This window comes from Nocardioides mesophilus (assembly GCF_014395785.1).
Classification (GTDB): domain Bacteria; phylum Actinomycetota; class Actinomycetes; order Propionibacteriales; family Nocardioidaceae; genus Nocardioides_B; species Nocardioides_B mesophilus.
This window is the reverse complement of the sequence record NZ_CP060713.1, coordinates 3,936,268-3,956,778: the sequence shown is the minus strand read 5'-3', so window position 1 is coordinate 3,956,778 and position 20,511 is coordinate 3,936,268. Positions and strand designations below refer to the sequence as shown.

Genomic DNA, 20,511 nt, shown 5'->3' with positions numbered 1-20,511 from the left:
CGACGGGTCGCATTCAGTGGCACTTCACCCGATATCCACTAATCCCCCTCGGCATCCGAATCCGCTGATTTCGGATTATCGCTACGGGAGTCCCACGTCCCCTCTTCTCGACCGATGCACAGGCGGTCAGATCCCCATATGGGCAACGGTTTCACCTCCAACCATCAGGTTGCTGGCCGATTCACGCTCTCTCCGCAAATCGACGAGAACACGCATTCCGGGGTACTCCTTGTAGGTCGTCTGTGCCATTCTCATTCACTTCAGTTGCCCTCAAAGGAGGACATTCCTAGAGTCTCAAATATGCATGACGGTCGTACCGTCCAATCGAAAGGAACACCGATGTTCAAGAAGGGATTAGCGTCCACGTCAGCGGTCTTCTTGGCCGCTGTGGCCATGGCCGCACCGGCTTCGGCCATGACTGCGACGCACGGCGCTTACTCACAGGCGACCGGCCCTCTCAGCTGCGAGGGCCAGGTGCAGGGCGACGGTGACGGGGGAACCTTGTACGTCGAGGTTTCAGGCAGTGAGACCCGTCCAGCGGACAAGCACTTCCGCACCTACATGGTGAAGACGAAGCTCGTCGCCCAGGAGAAGAACTACGCGGGCGAGTGGGTGGACGTGGCCGCCACGGGCAATTTCGCCGGCAAGCTGGGCCGCGCAGTCAGTGTCGGCGGGGTCAACGTCTCGCCGTTCCGGTGGGGTGGGGACGCCAGCCCGGAGCTCTCCGTCAAGGTGACCGGCTTCGATGACCTGTTCCGCGCCAAGGTCATCACGAAGGTCTACGACGACGAGGGCGTCAGGCTGACCAAGCTGACCACCTACGAAGGGAGCTGCCGCGTCTGAAGCGGACAGTCCACGAGGGTGGGCACAGAACGCCGAAGGGCGCCTCTCCTGGGGAGGGGCGCCCTTTGACGTGCTTCGACGTTGTGCGGTTCTCGGTCCATCTCCGAACTGCCGGATGGTGGGCGATACTGGGTTCGAACCAGTGACCTCTTCGGTGTGAACGAAGCGCGCTACCACTGCGCCAATCGCCCGCATCGATCCGGGGATCGATGTGGTGCGCGGGAAAGGTTAGCGCATCCCGGCGCCGCGATCACATCCCCGGCAGGTCGGGGACCCATCCGGCCAGGCTCTGCACCCAGTCCCAGCCGTCGACCGCGAGCAACGGCCAGTCGTAGACCAGGACATACCAGGTCACCGCGCCGACGAGCACGAGGATCGCGAGACCGGTCAGCAGGAGCCGACGACGACGTACGGCCGGGTCCAGCGCGTCGTTGCGCCGCTTGGCCTCCTCGGCCTTGCGGCGGGCCCAGTCGAGCCATCGGCGCGCGAAGGCGAACTCGGTCGCCAGGATGGCCAGGCCGAGCGGGATGAGCACGAACGCCGGGCCGGGGGTCACGATCATCACCACACCGGCGAGCGTGACCAGCCCGCCGACGACCGCCACCACGGTCTTGGTGACCAGCGACAGCACCGGGTGGGCGTGCAGCTTGCGGTGCAGGCCTCCGAGCCTGCGCCCGCTGTCGGGGTTCTCCTGCGAGACGTCGGTGGCGTTGTCGGTCACGGACCCTGTCCCCTGTTGTCGGCCGGCTGTCGTTCCCGAGCCTATCGGGACTCCGGCAACGGCCGTGCGGGTGCGGAAACGCCCTAATCCGGACACAACGACCGGCTGACCCAGGCGTTGTCAAGAAAAGTTCCCAGTTTCGTTTGAAACGCCGTCATGAGGACCACTCCACAGCGTCTCCATGTCGAAGCCGGAGGGGCTGACTGGGAGGAAGAACCATGGACTACTCGATGAACACCGCACCGGTCACCGTGACGCACCCCGTCACCGTCGACCTGATCGACGCGACCGGGAACGCGACGCCGATCGAGGCCGAGCTGCACTACGACCCGACCGACCCGTTCGCCGTCACCGCGGTGTTCAAGACCGGATCGCACCAGGTGTCGTGGACCTTCGGCCGGGAGCTGCTCGTCGAGGGCCTCTACGAGCCGTCGGGCGACGGGGACGTGCACGTCTGGCCGTGCCTGGACAGCAGCGGCCACGCGGTCGTCATCATCGAGCTCTGCTCGCCCGACGGCGAGGCCCTGGTCCAGGCGCGCACCGGTGACATGCAGGCCTTCGTGGCCCGGATGAACGCTCTCGTCGCCACCGGCACCGAGTCCGCTCACCTCGACGTGGACGCCGCCATCGCAGCGATCCTGGCCACCGGCCGGGCCTGAGCTCGTCCGCTCCTCCTCACCGCCCGGTTCCTCACGGGTCGAGGTCGGCGGCCTCGCGCTCGCTCCACGTCGCCCTGCAGGCCGCAGTGACGGGGCCCGGGGTAACCAGCTCCCGGTCGTCGCAGCGCACCACCGGCTGGACGTCGCGCGTCGTCGAGACCAGGAACACCTCGTCGGCGGTGGTCAGCACCTCGATCGGCTCGTCCACCTCGCGGACCGGCCTCCCCGAACCGTCGTACCACTCCAGGAGCAGCGCTCGGCTGATCCCCGCCAGGCAGCCGGACGCCAGCGTCGGGGTGCGCAGCTCACCGTCGACGACGTAGAAGACGTTGGAGCCGGTGCCCTCGCACAGGTTGCCCGCCAGGTTCGCGAAGATCGCCTCCCCCGCCCCGCGCTCGTGCGCGTAGGCGAGCGCCACCACGTTCTCCGCGTAGGACGTGGTCTTCAGCCCGGCCAGCGCGCCGCGCTCGTTGCGGGGCCACGGCACCGTCACGACGACGGCCGGCTCGGCCCACGCAGACAGGTGGTCGGCGACCACCGCCAGGGTCGGCGGGCTGTCGCCCCGGCCGGAGCCCAGCGGAGCCACGCCGCCGGTGTAGGTGATGCGCAGCCGTCCCAGCGGCAGGTGCTCGGCAGCGAGGACCGACTCCACGCCCCGGCGTACGGCGTCGTGGTCCAGCTCTGGAAGCCCGAGCCCCTTCGCCGAGCGGGTCAGCCGGTCGAGGTGCCGGGTGAGGGCGAAGGGACGGCCCTCCACCACCTTCACCGCCTCGAACACCCCGTCGCCGACGGTGAACCCGTGGTCGGCCACGGTGACCGCGGGGGCGGTCGGATCCTCGAGCAGACGCCCGTTCAGCCATGCACGCATGCGCCGACCCTAGGCGTTGACGACCCCCGTCGACGAGGGCGAACACGCCGCCCTGGGCCCGAATTTGTCATTCCCCCGTTGTCGGCTAAAGTTCTCACGCACCGCCGGTCAGGAAACTGAACGGGTGTTGCAAGCGGACGTAGCTCAGTTGGTAGAGCGCAACCTTGCCAAGGTTGAGGTCGCGAGTTCGAGCCTCGTCGTCCGCTCGGAGAAGGGTCGCAGGTTCTCTCCTTGGTGGAGTGGCCGAGAGGCGAGGCAACGGACTGCAAATCCGTCTACACGGGTTCAAATCCCGTCTCCACCTCGATTGCCCGATCACCCCATCATGTGGGAGTTTGGGTCGTCACGGGCGATTGGCGCAGTGGTAGCGCGCTTCCTTGACACGGAAGAGGTCACTGGTTCAAACCCAGTATCGCCCACAGAGACAAAACCGCAGGTCAGACACACAATCGCCCCCGCTTCGGCGGGGGCGATTCTGCGTTCCAGGGCAGGCTCGTACGGGATTAGTGCGGAACGACGCCGAGAAATCGGAGCGCCGACCCCCGGGGGTGCCCCTGGAGCCCCTGGCGGGGCCTGTGGCCGCGGACCGGCCGGAAGTGAGGACGGATCGCCCGGACCGGGGCAGGATTGCCCCATGGCTACACGTGAGAGTGTCACCCTGGTGTGCGACGGCTGCGGCGTCGAGGGTGACGTGCGGACGCACGAGATGACGGTGGACGGGGTCGAGCTCGAGGGCGAGGCGTGCGCCCGGTGCTGGGCCCGGGTCGAGGGGCTGGTCGCCGGCTGGCGCGGCCAGCGACGCCGGCGCCGCGCCAGCTGAGCCCCGTCGCAGGTGCCGCGCCCGGTGTCGCAGGTGTGCGCCAGGTGCGAGCAGGTGTGGACGACGCAACCCCCCAAGTCGGACGGCAAAACCGCAGGTCAGCGCCTCGGCGACTTTCGTCTCCCCGGTGTGCAGGTGCGTGTCGCAGGTGTGCAGTGCGTGCGCCAGGTGCGAGCCCGGCGGGAGCCGCAGCAGGTGCGCGCCAGGTGTGGTGGCAGGTGTCGCAGGTGTGTCACAGGTGGTGGCAGGTGTGGGCGAGGTAATCCCCCAGATCGGACGGCAAACCCGCAGGTCAGAGGGCTGCCGACTTTCGAGTGACAGGTGTGCAGGTGCGTGTCGCAGGTGTGGGGGGTCATGTCACAGGTGACCGGCCCGCCGGCGGGCTTCCCCGGGCGTGCCGCGCGGCCAGCCTTTCGCGCAGCGCCCTCCCACCGGCGGGCCGGGGTCTTCAGCCGGGGCGCTCCCACTCGACGCCGAACGGCCCCACGTAGATGTTTCGGCAGTGGGCGCAGTCCAGGCGGTCAACCCATGACCATGAGCCAGACCACAGCCAGACCGTCAACCGCCCGACTCGGATGCGCGGCTTCACGCGTCGTCCTCCACGCGTGCGAGCCAGGCGCGGTACCACCGGGCACGCCGGACGACCAGGTGCGGGAGGTCGTAGATGGGTGACCGCTCGCGACAGTCGGCACACGATCCCGGGTCGTCCAGCCCCTCGCGGCTCAGGTGGCCGGGGTTCTCGCGGGCGTGCCTGCGTGCCCACGATTCACCGCTGACCATCGAGCCACCCCTCCATCGAGTCGTCATGGGCCCAGCCGCCGCGGGCGCGGTACCACCGGCACGCCGGACAGTCGGGCGCGTAGCAGCTGGGGCCGAAGTCCAGCAGCGCCAAGTGGGAGCGGATGCGGTGCCGCGGCGGCTGCTCCTCCTCGTCCTTCACCCAGACGCAGGGCCCGCACTGGTCCACGTAGGCATCGCGCTCCTGGTCGGTCAGGGCGTGACCGCAGGTTCGGCAGACCCTCACCCCCTTCACTTGAGCGCTTCCTCCAGCACCTGGAGGAGCCGGGTGATCGCCGTCAACGGGTCGGGCCCGGCGGCGTCATATTTGCCGTCACCGGTGCAGGCGTACCAGTAGCCGTGCGGGTAGCGCGGGCTGGTGGGTCGGCTGTCATAGATGAGCTTCATGTCATTCCTCGTCGTCGAACAGGTGCCGGAATCGGGCCCAGTCCTCGTGGGCGCGGCGCTCGATGTCGTCGACCTCGGCCTGCGTCCAGTAGCCGGGGAACCGGCGGCGCAGCCAGATCGGCGCCCAACGGGCGCGGAACAGGTCCAGGTGCGGCCTCGGCCGCAGGCGAAAGATCATGTGACCAACTCCTCCGTCCACGAGTCGTGTCGCACCATTGCGATGTGTCCCCAGGCGGCCTCCATCGCGCCCGACCAGTCCGAGCTGGTCGCGACAGGGCCGTGGGTGGGGCAGGTCGTCTCCCAGTTCCCCATGCCGTCACGGCCGACGTGGAGCGGCCGGAGGTCGGGTGGGTCGACGACGCGGGCGTGGAACCCGGCCTGGTAGCCGCGGGCGTACTCGCCGTATAGCTGGCCGAGCAGCCGGGCGCAGTTCAGGCACGTCACGTCCCACGTGATCGCGTCGTCCCTCCGCTCGGCGACGAGCTGGTCGACCCAGTCGCCGGCGAGCAACGCGTCGGCGGCGTTGTAGTCGACGGCGTCCGGCTGCCCTGGCTGCCGGCCGAGGTGTTGCTGGTGCAGGCAATTCAGCCGGTGCAGGGCCGCGGCGAGCCTGTCGCGGGCGGTCATGCGAGCCACGCGCACTTCGGGCACCACGGGGCGTCCGTGAAGCGCCACCCGGAGGTGCCGGCCTCGGCGACGACGGTGGAGCAGCCGGCGCACTCGACGGTCGGGCTGGTCGGGCCCGGGCCGTCAGGGTCGGCCGGGGCGCCGCAGTTCCCGCACCCGTCGGGGCCGACCAGCTCGGGTCGGCTGCAGAAGTAGCAATGAGTCACCCGAACAACCTCCGGGCGAGCCGCCCCGTCAGGCGCCCGTAGGCGCGGCGGCCGATCCGGCGACCGATGGGCGCCGACGAACCGCTGCTCGCGGCGCGGCCGACGGCCCGCAGGTCGTTCCAGAATCGCAGGGCGCGGTAGACGTCGCGCTGGCTCATCGCCCAGCCCCCAACATCATCGAGTAGAACCAGTGGGCGTCGCAGCTGACCTGCTCGACGCGGGAGTCGCCGGGGATGCGCCCGGACTCCCACCACAGCCGATCGGCCCAGTGGCCCTTGAATCGGTACTTCACGACTTCCTCCTCTTGATCCGGCTCGCACCCAGACCCCCACCGACAACCTCGGCCTCACGGACGCCGCCACCCCCGTGGTCACCGGCACCTCTTACACCCAGACGCCCACCGACGCGCTGGGCCTGACCGACGCCGCGACCATGACCCGCGGACTGGTCGCCGCCGACGGGCTGGGCCTGTCCGACGCCGGCACCGTCAAGGCGCACGCCCTCGACGGCTCCGAGCCGATGGGCCTCGCGGACACGTTCACGATCGCCACCGCCACCAGCGTCAGCTACACCCAGTCGCCCGCGGACACGGTCGGGCTGTCCGATGCCGTCGCCCTCGACCGGGGCGCCACCAGCGCCGACACCGTGGGCCTCGCCGACGCCGTCGTCATCGACCGCGCCGTCATCGTCGCCGACGCCCTCGGCCTCGCCGACGCAGCGACCATCAGCGGCAGCACCAACCCCGTCGTGAACGACCCCACGGGGCTCACCGACGCCGGCACCGTCAAGGCGCACGCCCTCGACGGCTCCGAGCCGATCGGCCTCGCCGACACGTTCACCGTCATCAAGGCCGGCGGCGTCGACTACGCCCAAGCGCCCACCGACGCCCTCGGCCTGTCCGACGCGGCGGCCACCGTCGGCGTGTTCAGCCGCACGCAGGACGACGTCGCCGGGCTGGCCGACGCCGTCACCGTCGAGGCTGGGCACGTCGTCGCGGTCACCGACGCCCTCGGGCTGACGGATTCCGCGAGCTCCACCGGCGCGTTCCTCATCACGGTCACCGACGCCCTCGGGCTGACCGACCAGGCGTCCAGCGCCGGGTCCGGCACCCAGACCGCCACCGACGCCCTGGGCATGTCCGACGCCGCCGCGCTCGACGTCGCGCAGGCGCAGGCAGACGCCCTGGGCCTCGCTGACGCCGCGGTCGCCAGCTTGGGCATCACCCAAGCACCGACCGACACCGTCGGGCTCTCCGACGCGTCCACCGTCGAGCTGTCCGGCGCCCAGGCACCCACCGACGCCCTCGGCCTGACGGACGCCGTCACCATCGACCGGGACGTCCACCTCGCCGACACCCTCGGCCTCAGCGACCAGGCGTCCACGGCTGGGTCGGGCGCCCAGTCGGCCACCGACACCCTGGGCCTCGCAGACGCCGTCACCGTCGACCGGGCCGCGGTCGTCTCAGACACGGCCGGGCTCACCGACGCCGCGACCCCCGCCCTCGGGATCGCCGTCTCCCCCGCGGACGCCGTCGGGGTCACCGACGCCGTCACGATCGACCGCGCCGTCACTGTCACCGACGCCCTCGGGCTCACCGACGGCACCGGGCTCGCCGGGTCCGGTAGCCAGACCGCCACCGACAACCTCGGCCTGTCCGACGCCGCGGCCCGCACCGTCGACGCCGTCCGGCCCCAACTGGACGACATCGGCCTGACCGACACGGCGACCATCGCCGTGTCCCGGCCGCTCGGCGTCTCCGACACGGCCGGGCTCACGGACTCGGCCACGGTCGGTATCGGCGTCGGCGTCGCCCGCACCGACGCCGAGGGCCTGACCGACTCCACGACCAGCCTCATCGGCCGCGGCGTGAACGCGACCGACGCCGCCGGGGTCACCGACACGGTGACGATGGTCCTCGACTCGGTGCGCGACATCGTCGACGCCGCCGGCATGGACGACGCGTTCGCCCTGGCCCAGGACACCCGCGACACCTACGGCGACCAGCTCGGGCTCACCGACGACGTGTCGATGGAGAAATACCTCCCCTACGCCATCGTCACGCACCCCGAGGCGACCGTCAGCCGCAACCAGGCGACCGCTGTCCTCGAGCCGACCACGTACACCGCGACCCTCCAAGAGAACCAGGCAGGAACCACGACGTGACCGACAACATCAAGCGCGGCGACCTGCTGCCGCCGTGGCAGGCGACGCTGACCGACGCCGGTGCGCCCATCGACCTGACCACGGCGAGCTCCGTGAAGGTGCTGTTCCTCAAGCCAGGCGACTCCGTCGCGACCAGCCGCGCCGCCACCTCGGCCGACGCCGCCGGGGTGGTCAAGATGGACTGGCTCCCGGGCGACACCGACGTCGTCGGCGACCTCGTCGCCGAGGTCGAGGTCACCTGGCCCGGGTCCAAGCCGCAGACCTTCCCGCCGGGCGACTACCTCGTCACCCGCATCTACCAGGACATGGGCTGACCGATGCGCGTCCCGCGCGAGGCGGTGTGGGCGACCCTGTTCGGCGCAGGAATCGCCTACGAGGTCCACGAGATTCGCGCCCGCTCCGGCGGCACCCTCTCCGAGGTCGTCCGGCTGGTCGTGCGCGTCGACACCCCGGCAGGCCGCGCCGCGTTCCTGATGGGCTGGGGCGCGTTCGCCGCGTGGTTCGCCCAGCACATCGTCACCGTCCCGAGCCTGGAGGACCTGTGAGCAACCCCGACGACGTCGGCAAGGTGTGCGTGTGCCGCAAGCCGCACGCCCCCGAGCCGCTCGACCTGGAGTACCACCACGTCTGGCCGAAGGGGATGGGCGGGCCCGACGTCCCCGAGAACGCCGTGTTCATCTGCCCGACGACCCACACGAACACCCACGAGCTGCTGCGGCTCATCGTCCGACGCGCCGGCAAGCTGAGCTGGGCCGAGGTGACCGCGCTCTACCCGGTGCCCGTGAGCCGGTACGCCTTCGACCTGGCGCACCTCGGCTATCGCCGGGCGATCGCCCGCTCGCTCGACGTTTGACGGCTCCCCCGGGGGTGCCTACGTTCGTCGCTACCCACATCGGGCCACAGGATTCGACCCCTGGGCCCGGCGCCCCCGCCGTCCGCCGCACCCGGACGGCGGGGGCCTTTTTCATACGGGATTTATGCGGAACGACAGCGAGCTTCCTGCAACGCCATGCAACGTCATGCAACGGGTAACCGCAGGTCAGGGGCCTGTCGAGGGGGCTGACCTGCGGCTCGTTCATCCTTGACACGGAAGAGGTCACTGGTTCAAACCCAGTATCGCCCACCAAGTTCTCGCAGGTCAGAGCCCCTCTCGAGGGGCTCTTTCCGTTTGCCGGGGCGTCGTGGGGCTCTGGCCGGCGGGGTCCGCAGTCTCCTGGACCAGGAGCGCGCCTGCCATGGTCTCTCGCTGGAAGCGCGCGAACCTGCGGCTCGACCACCCGCGGCGGATCACGAGCAGCTCGTACAACTCTGCCGACGAGACGGCGAAGAGGACGTCGGTGACGTCACGCAGGCTGAGGTCGGGACGGACGTCTCCGGTCGCCACCAGGGCGCGCGCGTTGTCGCGCATCCGCAGCAGCCGCGTGCGCTCGATCTCGTCCAGCACTGATCGCGCCTTCGGATCATGACCGGCCGCATCCCGGAGCAGCAGTGCGAGTGGCGCGCCGCGCGGCGCCACCTCGCGGGCCAGCTCCGCCCACCCGGCAACCAGCGCATGGCCCGTCGCCCCCTCCCGGAGCCGGTCTGAGCGTGCCACGGCGGACTCGGGCCCGGCCCCGTCGAGCGCCTGTCGGAAGAGCGCGCGCACGATGCCGGGCTTGCCGCCGAAGGCCTTGTAGACGGTCTCCGTCGACACCGCGGCCGCCGCCGCGATGGAGGCGACGGTGGTGGCGGCGTACCCATCGCGCAGCATGAGCTCACGGCCGGCTGCCAGGATGCCCTCCCGGCGCCTCAGGGCAGCGGCGCGCCGGCCCCGGACGTCGTAGCGGCGACTCTTGACGGAGGCTGGCAACCGGCTCACACTCCTATTGGATACACCTTGCTGTATCCGAAGTATGGCAGGAGTCATCATGGATCGATCTGCATTCCTGGCGCGCGTGCTCGAAGCCACCAACGCCCACGATGTCGAGCGGATCGTCGGCTGCTTCACGCCCGACTACGTCAACCAGACGCCGTGTCACCCGGCACGGGGGTTCACGGGCACCGAGCAGGTGCGTCGCAACTGGACCGCGATCCTGGCTGCGGTACCCGACCTGGAAGCCACGGTGGTCGATGAGGTCACCAGCGGCGACCACGTGTGGAGCGAGTGGGAGATGCGGGGCACCCGACGCGATCACACACCGCACCTGATGCGGGGGGTGATGATCTTCGGCGTCGACGGCGACCGGGCCCGCTCCTGCCGGTTCTACCTCGAACCCGTGGCAGGCGACGAGCTGACCGCCGACGACTTCCTGGCCACCCTCGGCACCGGCGGTGCGCCATGATGCTGGTCGCCGGCGGCACCGGTCGGCTCGGTGCTCAGGTCGTGGCCGGCCTCCTCGCCGGCGGTCACGAGGTCCGGGTGCTCGCCCGTGGGAAGCGACCACCACCAGCCGAGATCACCGGCGCGCAGCTGATCGCCGGCTCCGTGAGCGACCCGGCCGTCGTCGCTCGAGCCGTCGAGGGGGTGGAGGTGGTGGTGTCAACCGTGACGGGCTTCCCCTTCGTGTCGCCGACCCGGGTCGACCTCCAGGGCACCAGGGTGCTCGCCGACGCCGCTGGACGGGCCGGCGCAGACCTGGTGCTGGTCTCCGTCGCGGGAGCGTCGCCGGACAGCCGCGTGGGACTGTTCCGGGCCAAATACCAGGCCGAACAGGTGCTCAGACGATCGAACCTCGGATGGACCATCATCCGTCCCGAAGCGTTCGCCGACCTCTGGGTCGACCTGCTCACCACCACGGCAGGAGGCTCCCACCGACCGCTGGTCTTCGGGCGCGGGAACAACCCGATCGGCTGGGTCGCCGTGCGTGATGTGTCCGCGCTGACCGTGCGGGCCGTCCAGAGTGCGTCCCTGCGCCAGAAGACGCTGACCATCTCCGGACCACAGCGACTCACCCTGACCGAGCTCGCTTCGCGGGTCATGGCCGTTCATGGTTGGTCCGGCGACCCTCGCCACGTGCCCACCGGAGCGCTGCGCCTGGCGTCGATGCTGCCCGGCAGGCCCGGCCGCCAGGCTGAAGCGGCCCTGGCCATGGACGTCATGGCCCCAGCACACGACGATGCCCGGCGAGAAGTCGCGCACCTACCGTGCACCCCTGTCGAGACCGTGCTGGCGTCCGATCACGCGGGAAGCGTCTGATTCGCGCACAGCACCGATCCGTCGCGCAGACGGGTGGAAGGGGCAGGTCACGAGCCGAAGCGTCGCTGCAGGTCCGCGTAGCCGATCGCACCGTCGAGGAAGCCGAGCGTTCCGGAGTCGAGCAGCTCCCGGCCCGCTCGTTCCACCAAGCTGAGTGCCGCCCGGGCCAGGCTGCCGCCCAGGCTGACCCGTTTGACGCCGAGCGAGAAGAGCGTGCGGGCATCGATGGTGTTCGCCAGCCCCGCCACCACGTTGAGCGGGCCAGGAAGGGCGGCGGCGAGGCGGCCAATGGTGTCCTCCTCGACCACGCCGGGCACGAAGACGCAGTCGGCCCCCGCTTCGAAGTACCGCTCAGCCCGCTCGACCGTCTGGGCGAAGACGTCCCCGGTCGTGCCGACGAAGTAGGCGTCAGTGCGGGCGTTCAGCACGAAGGTGCCGCTGCGGGCCGCGGCCCGGGCTGCCGCGATCCGCTCGGTCGCCCGGTCGATACCGAACAGCTCGCCCTGCGCGGCGTCCTCGACGTTGGCGCCCACGACCCCGAGCTCGACGGCGCGCGCCACGGTGCGGCCGACCTCGTCCGCGGTGTCGCCGTACCCGGCCTCGAGGTCGGCCGTCACCGGAACACGCACTGCGGCCACGATGCGACCGATGTGCTCGAGCATCGTGTCGCGGTCCAGCACTCCCCCGTCCGGGACTCCACAGGACCAGGCGATGCCAGCGCTGGTCGTGGCGATGGCCGGGAAGCCGACGTGCTCCAGGATGCGGGCGGAGCCGGGATCCCAGGCGTTGGGCAGCACGAAGCCCGGCCCGGCGTGCAGGGCAAGGAGAGCATCCGCCTTGTCGCTCGATGGTCCGGCGGCTTTGCCGTGGTCCAGGTCGTCGCTGAGCACCACCCCATCATCGGCGATCGCGGCCCCGGGCGACACCCGTGAGTCGGGCAGTACGCCCCGGCTCATGATGACCTTCGTCTCTGAGCCGGGCCCGGACGGGGACCGACGCTGGAGACGTGAACAGGAGGGTGGGCGCGCTCTTCGGCGCTGTCACGGCCGCCGCGCTGCTGGTGTCGTGCGGCGTCTCGTCGCCCGGGACCGTGAGCTCGACATCGGGTTCTACGCCGGACGGCGCGACCGCCGCTGTGGCCACGACCGCACGGCGTACTCCCCAGCGCTGACCGTCGGTGATCCCGCGCAGGTCGCGGTCTCGGTGGCGACGGTATGGCGCAGCCGGACCTCGCCGCGAGCCGTCGACGCACCGGCTCTGGCTCGGCCGGCGCGGATCCGGCAGTGGCTCTCGGACATGACGCTGACGCAGCGCCGTGAGCTAAACGGTCGCGCGGACACCCAGGCACTCATGGGCGAGCGGGTCACCGTGGTCCGGCTCCGTGACGGGTGGGCCAAGGTCGTCGTGCGCGACCAGCCCACGCCCAAGGACTCCCGCGGCTACCCGGGCTGGGTGCCGACCCGGCAGCTCACCGCCCGGCCGCGCCCGAGCACGCCGAAGGTGGTCACCGTGACCCAGCGCACCACCTGGCTGCGCAGCGACTCCGCGGCCGCAACGCCTCTGGTCGAGATCAGCTTCGGGACAGTGCTGCCGGTGGCCGGCACCGCGGGCGACACGGTCCGGGTGGTCACCCCGCTCGGCACCGTCCGCCGGATCCGCGTCGGGGCGGTGGTGACCCACCGGCCGGGGAAGCCGGCGCTGCCGCAGACGCGCCGGAACCTCGTCCCCACCGCCCGGCTGTTCACCGGGCTGCCGTACCTGTGGGCCGGTGTCTCCGGGTTCGGCCTCGACTGCTCGGGCCTCACGTGGCTCGACTACCGCAGCCACGGCATCGTGATCCCCCGGGACGCCTCCGCCCAGGCCGCGCACGGCACCCGCGTCGCCTGGTCGTCGCTGCGCAAGGGCGACCTGATGTTCTACGCCACCAACGGCGTCGTCCACCACGTGACGATGTACGCCGGCAGCGGGCGGATGGTGGAAGCACCGCACACCGGCAGCAGCGTGCGGACGGTCCCCGTGACGAAGGTCGGGTTCTACGGAGCGAGGCGCTACCTGCCGTAGCCGGCGACACCGTGGGGGTGTCGACCCTGCCCGCTGAACGGGAGGCATGCTTGGCGTGTGGACGACATCTCGGACCTGATCTCGACACCTCTCACGCTGGACCTCGTGAGAGGCGCGCTCGAGCTCGAGCAGACCTCGCGCGGCGTGCTGCCCCACCGGCTACCCGCGTCGGCGCGCCAGTACGCCGATGGCCAGCTGGCGATGGCCGAGGCCCAGCCGTCCGGAGTCCGGCTCGCCTTCCGCTCCCGGGCCACCTACGTGCGGGTGGAGACCGTGCCCACCAAGATGGTCTACGTGGGCGCACCGCCGCGTCCCGACGGCGTCTACGAGCTGAAGGTCGACGGGCGTAGGACCGCGAGCGCGACCGCGACCGGTGGTGACACGTTGAGGATCGACATGGCGAGCGGCGCGGCCGACGTCACCCCCGGCCAGACGGCGGTCATCGAGTTCGGGGATCTTGGCGACGCCGACAAGGAGATCGAGGTCTGGCTGCCCTGGAACGAGCGCACCGAGCTCGTGGCGCTCAAGACGGACGCCCCGGTCGAACCCCTGTCCGGCCATGGCCGTCTCTTGTGGCTGCACCACGGCAGCTCGATCAGCCACGGCTCCAACGCAGCCGGCCCCACGTCCACCTGGCCGGCCCTCGCAGCCGCCCTCGGAGGGGTCGAGCTGCTCAATCTCGGGTTCGGGGGCAGCGCGCTGCTCGATCCCTTCGTCGCGCGCGTCATCCGCGACACCAGCGCTGATCTCATCAGCCTGAAGATCGGGATCAACCTCGTCAACACCGACCTGATGCGCCTTCGCGCGTTCGCACCAGCGGTCCACGGATTCCTCGACACGATCCGGGAAGGACACCCGAGTACGCCGCTTCTCGTCGTCTCGCCGATCATGTGTCCCATCCACGAAGAGACGCCGGGTCCCAGCGAGATGGACACGGCAGGTCTCGCCGAAGGACGGCTCGGCTTCCGGGCCGCGGGTGACCCCGCCGAGGTCGCGAGCGGCAAGCTCACCCTCCAGGTCGTCCGCGACGAGCTGGCTCGCATCGTCGGCGCCCGCAGCGCCACCGACCCGCATCTCGGCTACCTCGACGGTCTCGAGCTCTACGGACGCGCAGACGCCGAAGAGCGGCCTCTTCCGGACGCGCTGCACCCGGACGCGGAGACCCAGCAACAGATCGGCGAGCGGTTCGCTCGGCTGGTGTTCGACAGCGAGGGGCCGTTCAGCAGAACCCAGCGTTGAGGCGCCTCCGGACCCTCCGTCGATCGATGAAGGGCCTGCCCGGTGGGACTCCACCCACGCCCTCGGGGTATGAAGGCACATGCGCATCTTCTTCACCGGTGGCAGCGGCAAGGCCGGCAGGCACGTCGCGCCGTACCTCGCCGAGCAGGGCCACCACGTCACCAACGCCGACCTCGTCCCGCTGGGGCACCCGGCGGTCGCCGACCTTCGCGTCGACCTGACCGATGCCGGTGAGACCTACTCTGCGCTGGCCGGCCTGGCGACCTTCGAGGAGCTGGACCTGCCGACGAAGCCCACCTACGACGCCGTGGTGCACTTCGCCGCGGTGCCGGCGATCCTGCTCACGTCGGACGCGGCGACCTACGCGACGAACGTCCTCAGCACCTACAACGTGCTCGAGGCCGCGACCCGGTTGGGCGTGCGCAAGGTCGTGTTCGCCTCCTCGGAGACGACCTACGGGATCTGCTTCGCCCAGGGCGAGCGCCGCCCGCTCTACGTGCCCGTCGACGAGGACCATCCGACGGTCCCCGAGGACTCCTACGCGATGTCGAAGGTCGCCGGCGAGGTGACGGCGCGCTCGTTCCACGCCCGCACCGGTGCCGACGTGTATGGCTTGCGGATCAACAACGTCATCGAGCCCCACGAGTACGCCGAGATGTTCCCTGCCTTCCTCGACGACCCGGCGCTGCGGCGCCGCAACCTGTTCGCCTACATCGACGTCCGCGATCTCGGCCAGATGGTGCAGTGCTGCCTCGAGACCGACGGTCTGGGCTACGAGGTCTTCAACGTGGCCAACCCGGACCTGTCGGTGGCTGCGACGACCCAGGAGCTCCAGGACCGTTTCTACGACGGGGTGGAGGTGCGTCGGGAGATGGGCCGCGACGAGACCTTCTACGCCATCGACAAGGCACGCGACCTCCTGGGGTTCGCCCCGCGTCACTCCTGGCGCGACGTGCTGGCCGACCCCGGGGCCGAGCACGGCTGAGCGCGGCTCCGGCGCGCTCGGCTCAGGCGTGCTGGTCTGCGACCGGGTGCGGTTGGACCGACCACTCGGCGGGTTCGTCGTCGGTGTCGGCGGCGGCGGTCGCCTGGGTCTGGTGCACCTTGCCCGGCTTGTGGTGCTGCGGCGCGTAGACGGTGTAGACCTGCATCGGCTCCTCGCCGACGTTGGTCACGTTGTGCCAGCTGCCGGCCGGAACCAGGACACACCAGCCGTCGCTCACCTCGTGGTCGAAGGTCAGCTCGTCCTTGGCCGGTCCCATCTGGGCGCGACCGCGGCCGCGGTCGAGTCGGATGAACTGGTCGGTGTCGGGGTGTCTCTCGAGTCCGATGTCGCCGCCGACCGGGATCGACATGAGGGTCACCTGCAGATGGCTGCCGCTCCAGACGACGGTGCGGTAGTTGGAATTGTCGAGCGTCTCTGTCTCCAGGTCGAACGCCTGGGGACGGGGACCGATGTCGTCGATGCTCATGCCTGGAACCTAGCCACGCCCGGACCTGGCTGGAAGGGCCTATCGGCTCGGCATGGGCGCCGGGGATCGGGCGAGCCCTGTCGCGACGAGGTGCCATTGCGGCCCCTACCCCGGCGCACTACCGTCGCCACGGACGGGCGCGGGTGCGTTCCCCGAGCCCTCGGGAGTGGAGACCATGGCTGATCCGTCGGTGCTCGAGGCAGACCTCGTCCTCGAGGGCGGGGGCGTGCTGGGCATCGGACACGTCGGAGCGATCTCCGTGCTCGAGGAAGCCGGTTACTCGTTCCCGAGGGTGGCCGGCACCTCCGCCGGCTCGATCGTCGGGGCACTGGTGGCCGCGGGCATGCGCTCGTCGCGGATCACGGACATCATGGCGACGTTGGACTACCGGCAGTTCGCCGACCGATCGCTTCTGGACCGGGTGCCCATCGGCGGACCCCTGCTCTCGCTGCTGATGGACGACGGCGTCTTCGAGGGCGACCGGGTCCGGGAGTGGCTCGGGAACCTCCTCGTCGACGAGTGCGGCGTCGAGACGTTCGCCGACCTCGCCCTCGACGACCCGGGGTCGTCCCTGCCGCCGGAGCGCCGCTTCCGCCTGGTGGTCACCGCCACCGACGTGACGCGCGGCGAGCTCGTGCACTTCCCCTGGGACTACGAGGGCACCTACGGCCTCGAACCGGGTCGCCAGCGGGTGGCTGACGCCGTTCGCGCGTCCATGTCGATCCCGTTCTTCTACGAGCCTGTCACCTTGACGGGCGCCGACGGGGCGACCTCGACGCTGGTGGACGGCGGCGTGCTGTCCAACTTCCCGATCGACATCTTCGACCGGACCGACGGTCGGCCACCGCGCTGGCCGACCTTCGGCGTCAAGCTGCTGCCGCTCCTCCCCGTGGATGCGGCCAAGCTCGTACCCATCGCGGGCCTGTTCCAGCACGGCCCCGTCGCGTTGGCCGCGGACCTGGCCATGACCGCGATCGTCGGCCGTGACCAGGCGCACCTCGCCAAGCCGTGGGTGAAGGTCCGGACGATGCGGGTCGACAGCGCAGGGGTCAACCCGATCGACTTCGGGCTCAGTCGTGCTCAGGCCACGGCACTGTTCGAGAACGGCCGAGCGGCAGCCACCCGGTTCCTGAGGGAGTGGGACTGGGCGGACTACCTCGCTACCTTCCGGGGAGTCGGGCGGCCCACCACCTGAGAGCACGGGTGGGCCCCTCCGCGGGCCTCACTATCGACCGGGGGCCGGCCCAGGGCTGCTCGCCGGAGTCCCCGGCTCGGTCGATCGCGGCGGAACATGGGTGAGGGCCGTTTGCACGAGCGCCGTGCGTGCCTTGACCACCACCAGACGCTGCATCTTGCCGATGTCGTCGCCGACCAGTCCGCGGACGACTTCCTGGATCTGCTGGTGGGAGTAGGACGGCCTGGTGCCGGGCGCGACCGGTACGTCGGGCAGGGCCACCAGCACGGGAAGCACCTGGCTGCCGACCGCGTCGAGCAGCTTGAACCGCTGGTAGCGGTCCATGGCGTCCCACTCCGCGTCGACGTCCGTGCCGCGCCTGCGGCGCTTCTTGCTCGCCAGGACGCCCTTGGCCGCCCCGGTGACCGCCGCGGTGAGCTCGTACTCGGTGAAGTGCATCCGTCCATGATGACCCCCGGCCGTGCTGGCGGGCGCGACAGGCTGTCGCTCGGCGCCACCGGAGGCCACACTGCTGATGACGGCCGCGCCCGGTCGTCCGACGACTTCGGCCTCGAGCCCGGAAGGTGGGTGACCATGCATCCGCAGGCACCGTTCGACGAGTCCGAGATCCGGGAGGCGGAGCGTCGGCTGGAAGCTGCCCTCGAAGCGGCCGACCCCACGAGCTGGGTCCTGGAGTACACCGAGGACGCGGTGTTCGACGGAGGTGGCGAGCACGCAGTCGTCGGCCGCGAGTCGCTGCTGGCCATGGCCGGATCGATGCGTCCGTTGGGGTCGGTGTCCATCCGGCCGCTGCGCACCGAAGGACGGGAGGGCCTCGTGGCGGTCTGGTGCCAGGCGTCCTGGGTCAGCGGACCTGCGGAGAGCCAGCCGACGACGGTCGACGTGCGGGGCATCCTCGTGTGGCGCAAGGAGCCGGACGGCGTATGGCGAGTGGCGATGGAGCACATCGGCTGACGGCTCCCGCCCTACCTGGGCCCGTCTCGCGAGCGAGGAGGACTCAGCCTCCGTGAGCCGGCCCGGACAACGCCCGCCACTCCCGGCTGAGCAACCCGAAGACCCACGAGTCCGACACCTCGCCGTTCACGACGCAGTCCTCCCGCAGCATGCCTTCACGCACGAACCCGAGCTTCTGCAGGACCCTGGCAGAGGCCAGGTTGCGGGTATCGGTCTCGGCCTGGACCCGGTTCAGGCCCAGCGTGTCGAATCCCCAGTGCAGCAGGGCACCTACGGCCTCGGTCGCGTAGCCCCGTCCCCAGGCCGAGTGGTCGAGGCAGTAGGTCAACGAGGCGCTGCGGAAGCCCGGGTTCCACCGGCTGAGGCTGCACCAGCCGATGAAGGTGCCGTCGTCGCCACGGACGATGGCCAGCCGGGCTCCGGTGCCTTCGTCCGCCATCTGCAGGCAGGCCGCGATGAATCGATCGGCGCGCGCACGGTCGGACCGGCCTCGAGGTGGTGGGCCAGGCGACCGACGGTGACTCGGTGGTGCGCGAGGTCCTGCTGACCCGCCCCGACGTGGTGCTCATGGATCTGCGGATGCCGGGCGCCGACGGGCTGGAGGCGACCCGACGGATCCGTGCGGCCTCCCCGGACACCTCGGTGCTCGTGCTGTCGATGCTCGAGGACGACGAGACGGTCCTGGCCGCCATGCGAGCCGGCGCCCAGGGCTACTTGCTCAAGGGCGCGGGCCAGGACGAACTCGAGCGCGCTTTGCGTGGCGTCGTCGCTGGAGAGGCGATCTTCGGCCCCGGAGTGGCAACACGGATGTTGCAGCACTTCACCGGGGGCGGCGCCACGCCCTTCCCCCAGCTGACGACCCGGGAGCGCGAGATCCTGGACCTGATCGCCGGCGGGCTCCGCAACAACGCGATCGCCGAACGCCTGCGTCTCTCGCCCAAGACCGTGGCCAACCACGTCTCATCGATCTTCGCCAAGCTCCAGCTGAGCGACAGGTCGGAGGCCATCGTTCGTGCCCGGGAAGAGGGGCTGGGTCGCCGTGGGTGAGGGGACGCTGCTCTTCGTCCTGGCCCTTGGACTGATCGCAGCCTGCTGGTGGCGACTGGAAGTCGGGTCGCCGCGCGAGCGGGAGGTGCTGCTGTGGCTGGTCGTCGCCGCCGTGCCGGTCGCGGCCGTCACGGTGGTGCTCGTGTTCGCAGACACCAGCCGCGTCCGCAGCGTTCCTCCGGCGGTCCTGACCGTCCTCGCGCTGCCGCTGCTGGCGGCGCTTGTCGTCGGCGTGCTTCGCCCGAGGCTCGTGGACGTTCACGGGCTTCTGGTCGGTGTCGTCGTTGCGGTGGTCGTCGTGACTGCCTACATCGCAGCCTTCGTCGGGTTGTGGGCACTGCTCACCCTGCTCGGTGCGGGCGCGATGAGCCCGGCGACGTTCGCGCTGGTCGGCGTGGTCTGCGCAGCCGGGGTCCACCCACTGCGGGTCCTGCTTCGTGGAGTCGTCGATCAGCTGCTGTTCGGCGACCGACCTGACCCGCTCGGCGCGGCCACCCGTGTCGCGGACTCCGTGAGCGACGATCCGGTGCTGGCTCTGGACGCCGTGCGCCAGGCGCTGGTCCACCCGTACGCGGCGCTCCTCTCCGGCGGGAGGACGCTGGCGACGGCGGGAACTCCGGTCACCTACACCCACAGCCTCCCGCTCAGACTGGGCACGGAGGAGGCCGGCGAGCTCGTGGTGGGGCTGCGCGCAGGCGACCTGCGGCTGCCTCGGACCGATGAGCAGGTCCTGCGGGTTGTGGCGCCGCTGCTCGCGCAGACGGTCCGTCTTCGGGCCTCCCGCGAAGCGGCCATCGCCGGCATCGAGGACGAGCGGCGGCGGTTGCGCCACGACCTCCACGACGGACTCGGGCCCACCCTCACCGGAGCGGCCTACGCGGCGGACGCTGCGCGGAACCTCCTCGACTCCGACCCTGCCGCTGCCCGGAGGCACCTGGCGTCCGTGCGGACCTCGACCGAGTGCGCGATCAGGGAGATCCGTCGCCTCGTCGACGGTCTCCGGCCGCCTGCGCTCGACGAGCTCGGACTGGTGGCCGCCCTGCGCCAGCACGCCTCCAACCTGCCGCTACCTGTCACCGTCTGCTCCGACGAGCTGCCCCGCCTCGGCGCGGCGATCGAGGTGGCGGCCTACCGGATCGGGTTGGAGGCTCTCACGAACGTCGTCCGGCACTCCGGGGCGACGTCCGCCACAGTCACCCTGACGACGAGCCCCCAAGCGCTCACCGTGGAAGTGGTCGACAACGGAGGAACCGCCGGCTCCTAGCAGCCAGGCACC

31 protein-coding genes and 4 tRNA genes are annotated in these 20,511 nt (G+C 70.6%); 20 read left to right on the top strand and 15 right to left on the bottom strand.

Annotated features, from left to right (window positions below):
* Positions 1–339 precede the first annotated feature (339 nt).
* Positions 340–843, top strand: coding sequence for a hypothetical protein (locus tag H9L09_RS18870; protein WP_187578346.1), 504 nt, complete (start codon positions 340–342; stop codon positions 841–843).
* 116 nt (positions 844–959) lie between these two features.
* Here H9L09_RS18870 and H9L09_RS18865 read toward each other — a convergent pair.
* Both H9L09_RS18865 and H9L09_RS18860 read right to left on the bottom strand, forming a co-directional pair.
* Positions 960–1,034: transfer RNA gene (locus tag H9L09_RS18865), tRNA-Val, on the bottom strand.
* Positions 1,035–1,093: 59 nt separating this feature from the next.
* Entirely contained in the window at positions 1,094–1,564 is a 471-nt protein-coding gene (locus tag H9L09_RS18860; protein ID WP_187578345.1) for a PGPGW domain-containing protein, read from the bottom strand.
* 218 nt (positions 1,565–1,782) lie between these two features.
* On the opposite strand from H9L09_RS18860, the gene H9L09_RS18855 reads away from it, so the two are divergent.
* Complete coding sequence (locus H9L09_RS18855; protein WP_187578344.1) at positions 1,783–2,223, top strand: SsgA family sporulation/cell division regulator; 441 nt, start codon at positions 1,783–1,785, stop codon at positions 2,221–2,223.
* A 31-nt stretch (positions 2,224–2,254) separates the two neighbouring features.
* Here H9L09_RS18855 and H9L09_RS18850 read toward each other — a convergent pair whose 3' ends face one another.
* Positions 2,255–3,091: an aminotransferase class IV gene (locus H9L09_RS18850; protein ID WP_187578343.1), complete on the bottom strand. Its 837-nt coding sequence runs from the start codon at positions 3,089–3,091 to the stop codon at positions 2,255–2,257.
* Positions 3,092–3,224: 133 nt separating this feature from the next.
* On the opposite strand from H9L09_RS18850, the gene H9L09_RS18845 reads away from it, so the two are divergent.
* From H9L09_RS18845 to H9L09_RS18830, 4 genes are all read left to right on the top strand, one after another.
* Positions 3,225–3,297: transfer RNA gene (locus H9L09_RS18845), tRNA-Gly, on the top strand.
* Between the two features lie 27 nt (positions 3,298–3,324).
* Positions 3,325–3,395: transfer RNA gene (locus H9L09_RS18840), tRNA-Cys, on the top strand.
* A 43-nt stretch (positions 3,396–3,438) separates the two neighbouring features.
* Positions 3,439–3,510: transfer RNA gene (locus tag H9L09_RS18835), tRNA-Val, on the top strand.
* A 215-nt stretch (positions 3,511–3,725) separates the two neighbouring features.
* Positions 3,726–3,911, top strand: a complete 186-nt coding sequence (locus H9L09_RS18830; RefSeq protein ID WP_187578342.1) for a hypothetical protein — start codon at positions 3,726–3,728, stop codon at positions 3,909–3,911.
* Positions 3,912–4,496: 585 nt separating this feature from the next.
* On the opposite strand, the gene H9L09_RS18825 is transcribed toward H9L09_RS18830, so the two are convergent.
* Genes H9L09_RS18825 through H9L09_RS18805 form a run of 5 tightly spaced genes read right to left on the bottom strand, consistent with a single transcriptional unit; the run spans position 4,497 to position 5,723 of the window.
* Positions 4,497–4,691 (bottom strand): hypothetical protein, encoded by a 195-nt coding sequence (locus H9L09_RS18825; protein ID WP_187578341.1) that lies wholly within the window; start codon positions 4,689–4,691, stop codon positions 4,497–4,499.
* Positions 4,678–4,935, bottom strand: a complete 258-nt coding sequence (locus tag H9L09_RS18820) for a hypothetical protein (RefSeq protein ID WP_187578340.1) — start codon at positions 4,933–4,935, stop codon at positions 4,678–4,680. The genes H9L09_RS18825 and H9L09_RS18820 overlap by 14 nt, the downstream gene beginning before the upstream one ends.
* 5 nt (positions 4,936–4,940) lie before the next feature.
* The gene (locus H9L09_RS18815) at positions 4,941–5,096 is read right to left on the bottom strand and encodes a hypothetical protein (RefSeq protein WP_187578339.1); all 156 of its coding nucleotides are present in this window, start codon (positions 5,094–5,096) and stop codon (positions 4,941–4,943) included.
* Position 5,097: 1 nt separating this feature from the next.
* On the bottom strand, positions 5,098–5,274 hold the full coding sequence (locus tag H9L09_RS18810; protein ID WP_187578338.1) for a hypothetical protein: 177 nt from the start codon (positions 5,272–5,274) through the stop codon (positions 5,098–5,100).
* A complete protein-coding gene (locus H9L09_RS18805; protein ID WP_187578337.1) occupies positions 5,271–5,723 on the bottom strand; it encodes a hypothetical protein in 453 nt (150 codons plus the stop codon). The genes H9L09_RS18810 and H9L09_RS18805 overlap by 4 nt, the downstream gene beginning before the upstream one ends.
* A 36-nt stretch (positions 5,724–5,759) precedes the next feature.
* Between H9L09_RS18805 and H9L09_RS18800 the strand changes: the two genes are divergently transcribed.
* Positions 5,760–5,918 (top strand): hypothetical protein, encoded by a 159-nt coding sequence (locus H9L09_RS18800; RefSeq protein ID WP_187578336.1) that lies wholly within the window; start codon positions 5,760–5,762, stop codon positions 5,916–5,918.
* A 7-nt stretch (positions 5,919–5,925) separates the two neighbouring features.
* On the opposite strand, the gene H9L09_RS18795 is transcribed toward H9L09_RS18800, so the two are convergent.
* Together H9L09_RS18795 and H9L09_RS18790 are read right to left on the bottom strand one after the other, a co-directional pair.
* A complete protein-coding gene (locus H9L09_RS18795; RefSeq protein WP_187578335.1) occupies positions 5,926–6,087 on the bottom strand; it encodes a hypothetical protein in 162 nt (53 codons plus the stop codon).
* The gene (locus H9L09_RS18790) at positions 6,084–6,221 is read right to left on the bottom strand and encodes a hypothetical protein (protein WP_187578334.1); all 138 of its coding nucleotides are present in this window, start codon (positions 6,219–6,221) and stop codon (positions 6,084–6,086) included. Before H9L09_RS18790 ends, H9L09_RS18795 begins: the two co-directional genes overlap by 4 nt.
* 74 nt (positions 6,222–6,295) lie before the next feature.
* Between H9L09_RS18790 and H9L09_RS18785 the strand changes: the two genes are divergently transcribed.
* From H9L09_RS18785 to H9L09_RS18770, 4 genes are read left to right on the top strand one after another with little or no spacing between them, the layout of a single operon-like run.
* Positions 6,296–8,092: a hypothetical protein gene (locus H9L09_RS18785; protein WP_187578333.1), complete on the top strand. Its 1,797-nt coding sequence runs from the start codon at positions 6,296–6,298 to the stop codon at positions 8,090–8,092.
* Positions 8,089–8,406: a hypothetical protein gene (locus H9L09_RS18780; RefSeq protein WP_187578332.1), complete on the top strand. Its 318-nt coding sequence runs from the start codon at positions 8,089–8,091 to the stop codon at positions 8,404–8,406. The genes H9L09_RS18785 and H9L09_RS18780 overlap by 4 nt, the downstream gene beginning before the upstream one ends.
* 3 nt (positions 8,407–8,409) lie before the next feature.
* Complete coding sequence (locus H9L09_RS18775; protein WP_187578331.1) at positions 8,410–8,637, top strand: hypothetical protein; 228 nt, start codon at positions 8,410–8,412, stop codon at positions 8,635–8,637.
* On the top strand, positions 8,634–8,945 hold the full coding sequence (locus H9L09_RS18770; RefSeq protein WP_187578330.1) for an HNH endonuclease signature motif containing protein: 312 nt from the start codon (positions 8,634–8,636) through the stop codon (positions 8,943–8,945). Before H9L09_RS18775 ends, H9L09_RS18770 begins: the two co-directional genes overlap by 4 nt.
* Before the next feature lie 285 nt (positions 8,946–9,230).
* Here H9L09_RS18770 and H9L09_RS18765 read toward each other — a convergent pair whose 3' ends face one another.
* On the bottom strand, positions 9,231–9,950 hold the full coding sequence (locus H9L09_RS18765; RefSeq protein ID WP_187578329.1) for a TetR family transcriptional regulator: 720 nt from the start codon (positions 9,948–9,950) through the stop codon (positions 9,231–9,233).
* 49 nt (positions 9,951–9,999) lie between these two features.
* Here H9L09_RS18765 and H9L09_RS18760 point away from each other — a divergent pair, with 49 nt between their 5' ends.
* The gene (locus H9L09_RS18760) at positions 10,000–10,413 is read left to right on the top strand and encodes a nuclear transport factor 2 family protein (protein WP_223164119.1); all 414 of its coding nucleotides are present in this window, start codon (positions 10,000–10,002) and stop codon (positions 10,411–10,413) included.
* Complete coding sequence (locus H9L09_RS18755; RefSeq protein WP_187578327.1) at positions 10,410–11,267, top strand: SDR family oxidoreductase; 858 nt, start codon at positions 10,410–10,412, stop codon at positions 11,265–11,267. Before H9L09_RS18760 ends, H9L09_RS18755 begins: the two co-directional genes overlap by 4 nt.
* 47 nt (positions 11,268–11,314) lie before the next feature.
* Here the strand turns inward: H9L09_RS18755 and H9L09_RS18750 are convergent, their stop codons facing one another.
* Entirely contained in the window at positions 11,315–12,223 is a 909-nt protein-coding gene (locus H9L09_RS18750; RefSeq protein ID WP_187578326.1) for an isocitrate lyase/PEP mutase family protein, read from the bottom strand.
* A 109-nt stretch (positions 12,224–12,332) separates the two neighbouring features.
* On the opposite strand from H9L09_RS18750, the gene H9L09_RS18745 reads away from it, so the two are divergent.
* The 3 genes from H9L09_RS18745 to H9L09_RS18735 all read left to right on the top strand — a co-directional run bounded on the left by H9L09_RS18745 (position 12,333) and on the right by H9L09_RS18735 (position 15,552).
* A complete protein-coding gene (locus H9L09_RS18745) occupies positions 12,333–13,328 on the top strand; it encodes a C40 family peptidase (protein WP_187578325.1) in 996 nt (331 codons plus the stop codon).
* Positions 13,329–13,385: 57 nt separating this feature from the next.
* The gene (locus tag H9L09_RS18740; protein WP_246456108.1) at positions 13,386–14,567 is read left to right on the top strand and encodes an SGNH/GDSL hydrolase family protein; all 1,182 of its coding nucleotides are present in this window, start codon (positions 13,386–13,388) and stop codon (positions 14,565–14,567) included.
* Positions 14,568–14,646: 79 nt separating this feature from the next.
* Positions 14,647–15,552, top strand: a complete 906-nt coding sequence (locus H9L09_RS18735; protein ID WP_187578324.1) for an NAD-dependent epimerase/dehydratase family protein — start codon at positions 14,647–14,649, stop codon at positions 15,550–15,552.
* 22 nt (positions 15,553–15,574) lie between these two features.
* On the opposite strand, the gene H9L09_RS18730 is transcribed toward H9L09_RS18735, so the two are convergent.
* Complete coding sequence (locus tag H9L09_RS18730; RefSeq protein ID WP_187578323.1) at positions 15,575–16,039, bottom strand: cupin domain-containing protein; 465 nt, start codon at positions 16,037–16,039, stop codon at positions 15,575–15,577.
* A gap of 175 nt (positions 16,040–16,214) precedes the next feature.
* On the opposite strand from H9L09_RS18730, the gene H9L09_RS18725 reads away from it, so the two are divergent.
* Positions 16,215–17,234 (top strand): patatin-like phospholipase family protein, encoded by a 1,020-nt coding sequence (locus H9L09_RS18725; RefSeq protein ID WP_187578322.1) that lies wholly within the window; start codon positions 16,215–16,217, stop codon positions 17,232–17,234.
* Between the two features lie 30 nt (positions 17,235–17,264).
* On the opposite strand, the gene H9L09_RS18720 is transcribed toward H9L09_RS18725, so the two are convergent.
* A complete protein-coding gene (locus H9L09_RS18720) occupies positions 17,265–17,672 on the bottom strand; it encodes a hypothetical protein (protein WP_187578321.1) in 408 nt (135 codons plus the stop codon).
* A gap of 135 nt (positions 17,673–17,807) precedes the next feature.
* Here H9L09_RS18720 and H9L09_RS18715 point away from each other — a divergent pair, with 135 nt between their 5' ends.
* Positions 17,808–18,188: a YybH family protein gene (locus H9L09_RS18715; RefSeq protein ID WP_187578320.1), complete on the top strand. Its 381-nt coding sequence runs from the start codon at positions 17,808–17,810 to the stop codon at positions 18,186–18,188.
* 43 nt (positions 18,189–18,231) lie between these two features.
* Here the strand turns inward: H9L09_RS18715 and H9L09_RS18710 are convergent, their stop codons facing one another.
* Positions 18,232–18,627, bottom strand: a complete 396-nt coding sequence (locus H9L09_RS18710; RefSeq protein WP_246456107.1) for a GNAT family N-acetyltransferase — start codon at positions 18,625–18,627, stop codon at positions 18,232–18,234.
* 89 nt (positions 18,628–18,716) lie between these two features.
* Between H9L09_RS18710 and H9L09_RS18705 the strand changes: the two genes are divergently transcribed.
* On the top strand, positions 18,717–19,235 hold the full coding sequence (locus tag H9L09_RS18705; protein ID WP_246456106.1) for a response regulator: 519 nt from the start codon (positions 18,717–18,719) through the stop codon (positions 19,233–19,235).
* Positions 19,201–20,499, top strand: a complete 1,299-nt coding sequence (locus H9L09_RS18700) for a sensor histidine kinase (protein ID WP_187578319.1) — start codon at positions 19,201–19,203, stop codon at positions 20,497–20,499. Before H9L09_RS18705 ends, H9L09_RS18700 begins: the two co-directional genes overlap by 35 nt.
* Positions 20,500–20,511: the final 12 nt, after the last annotated feature.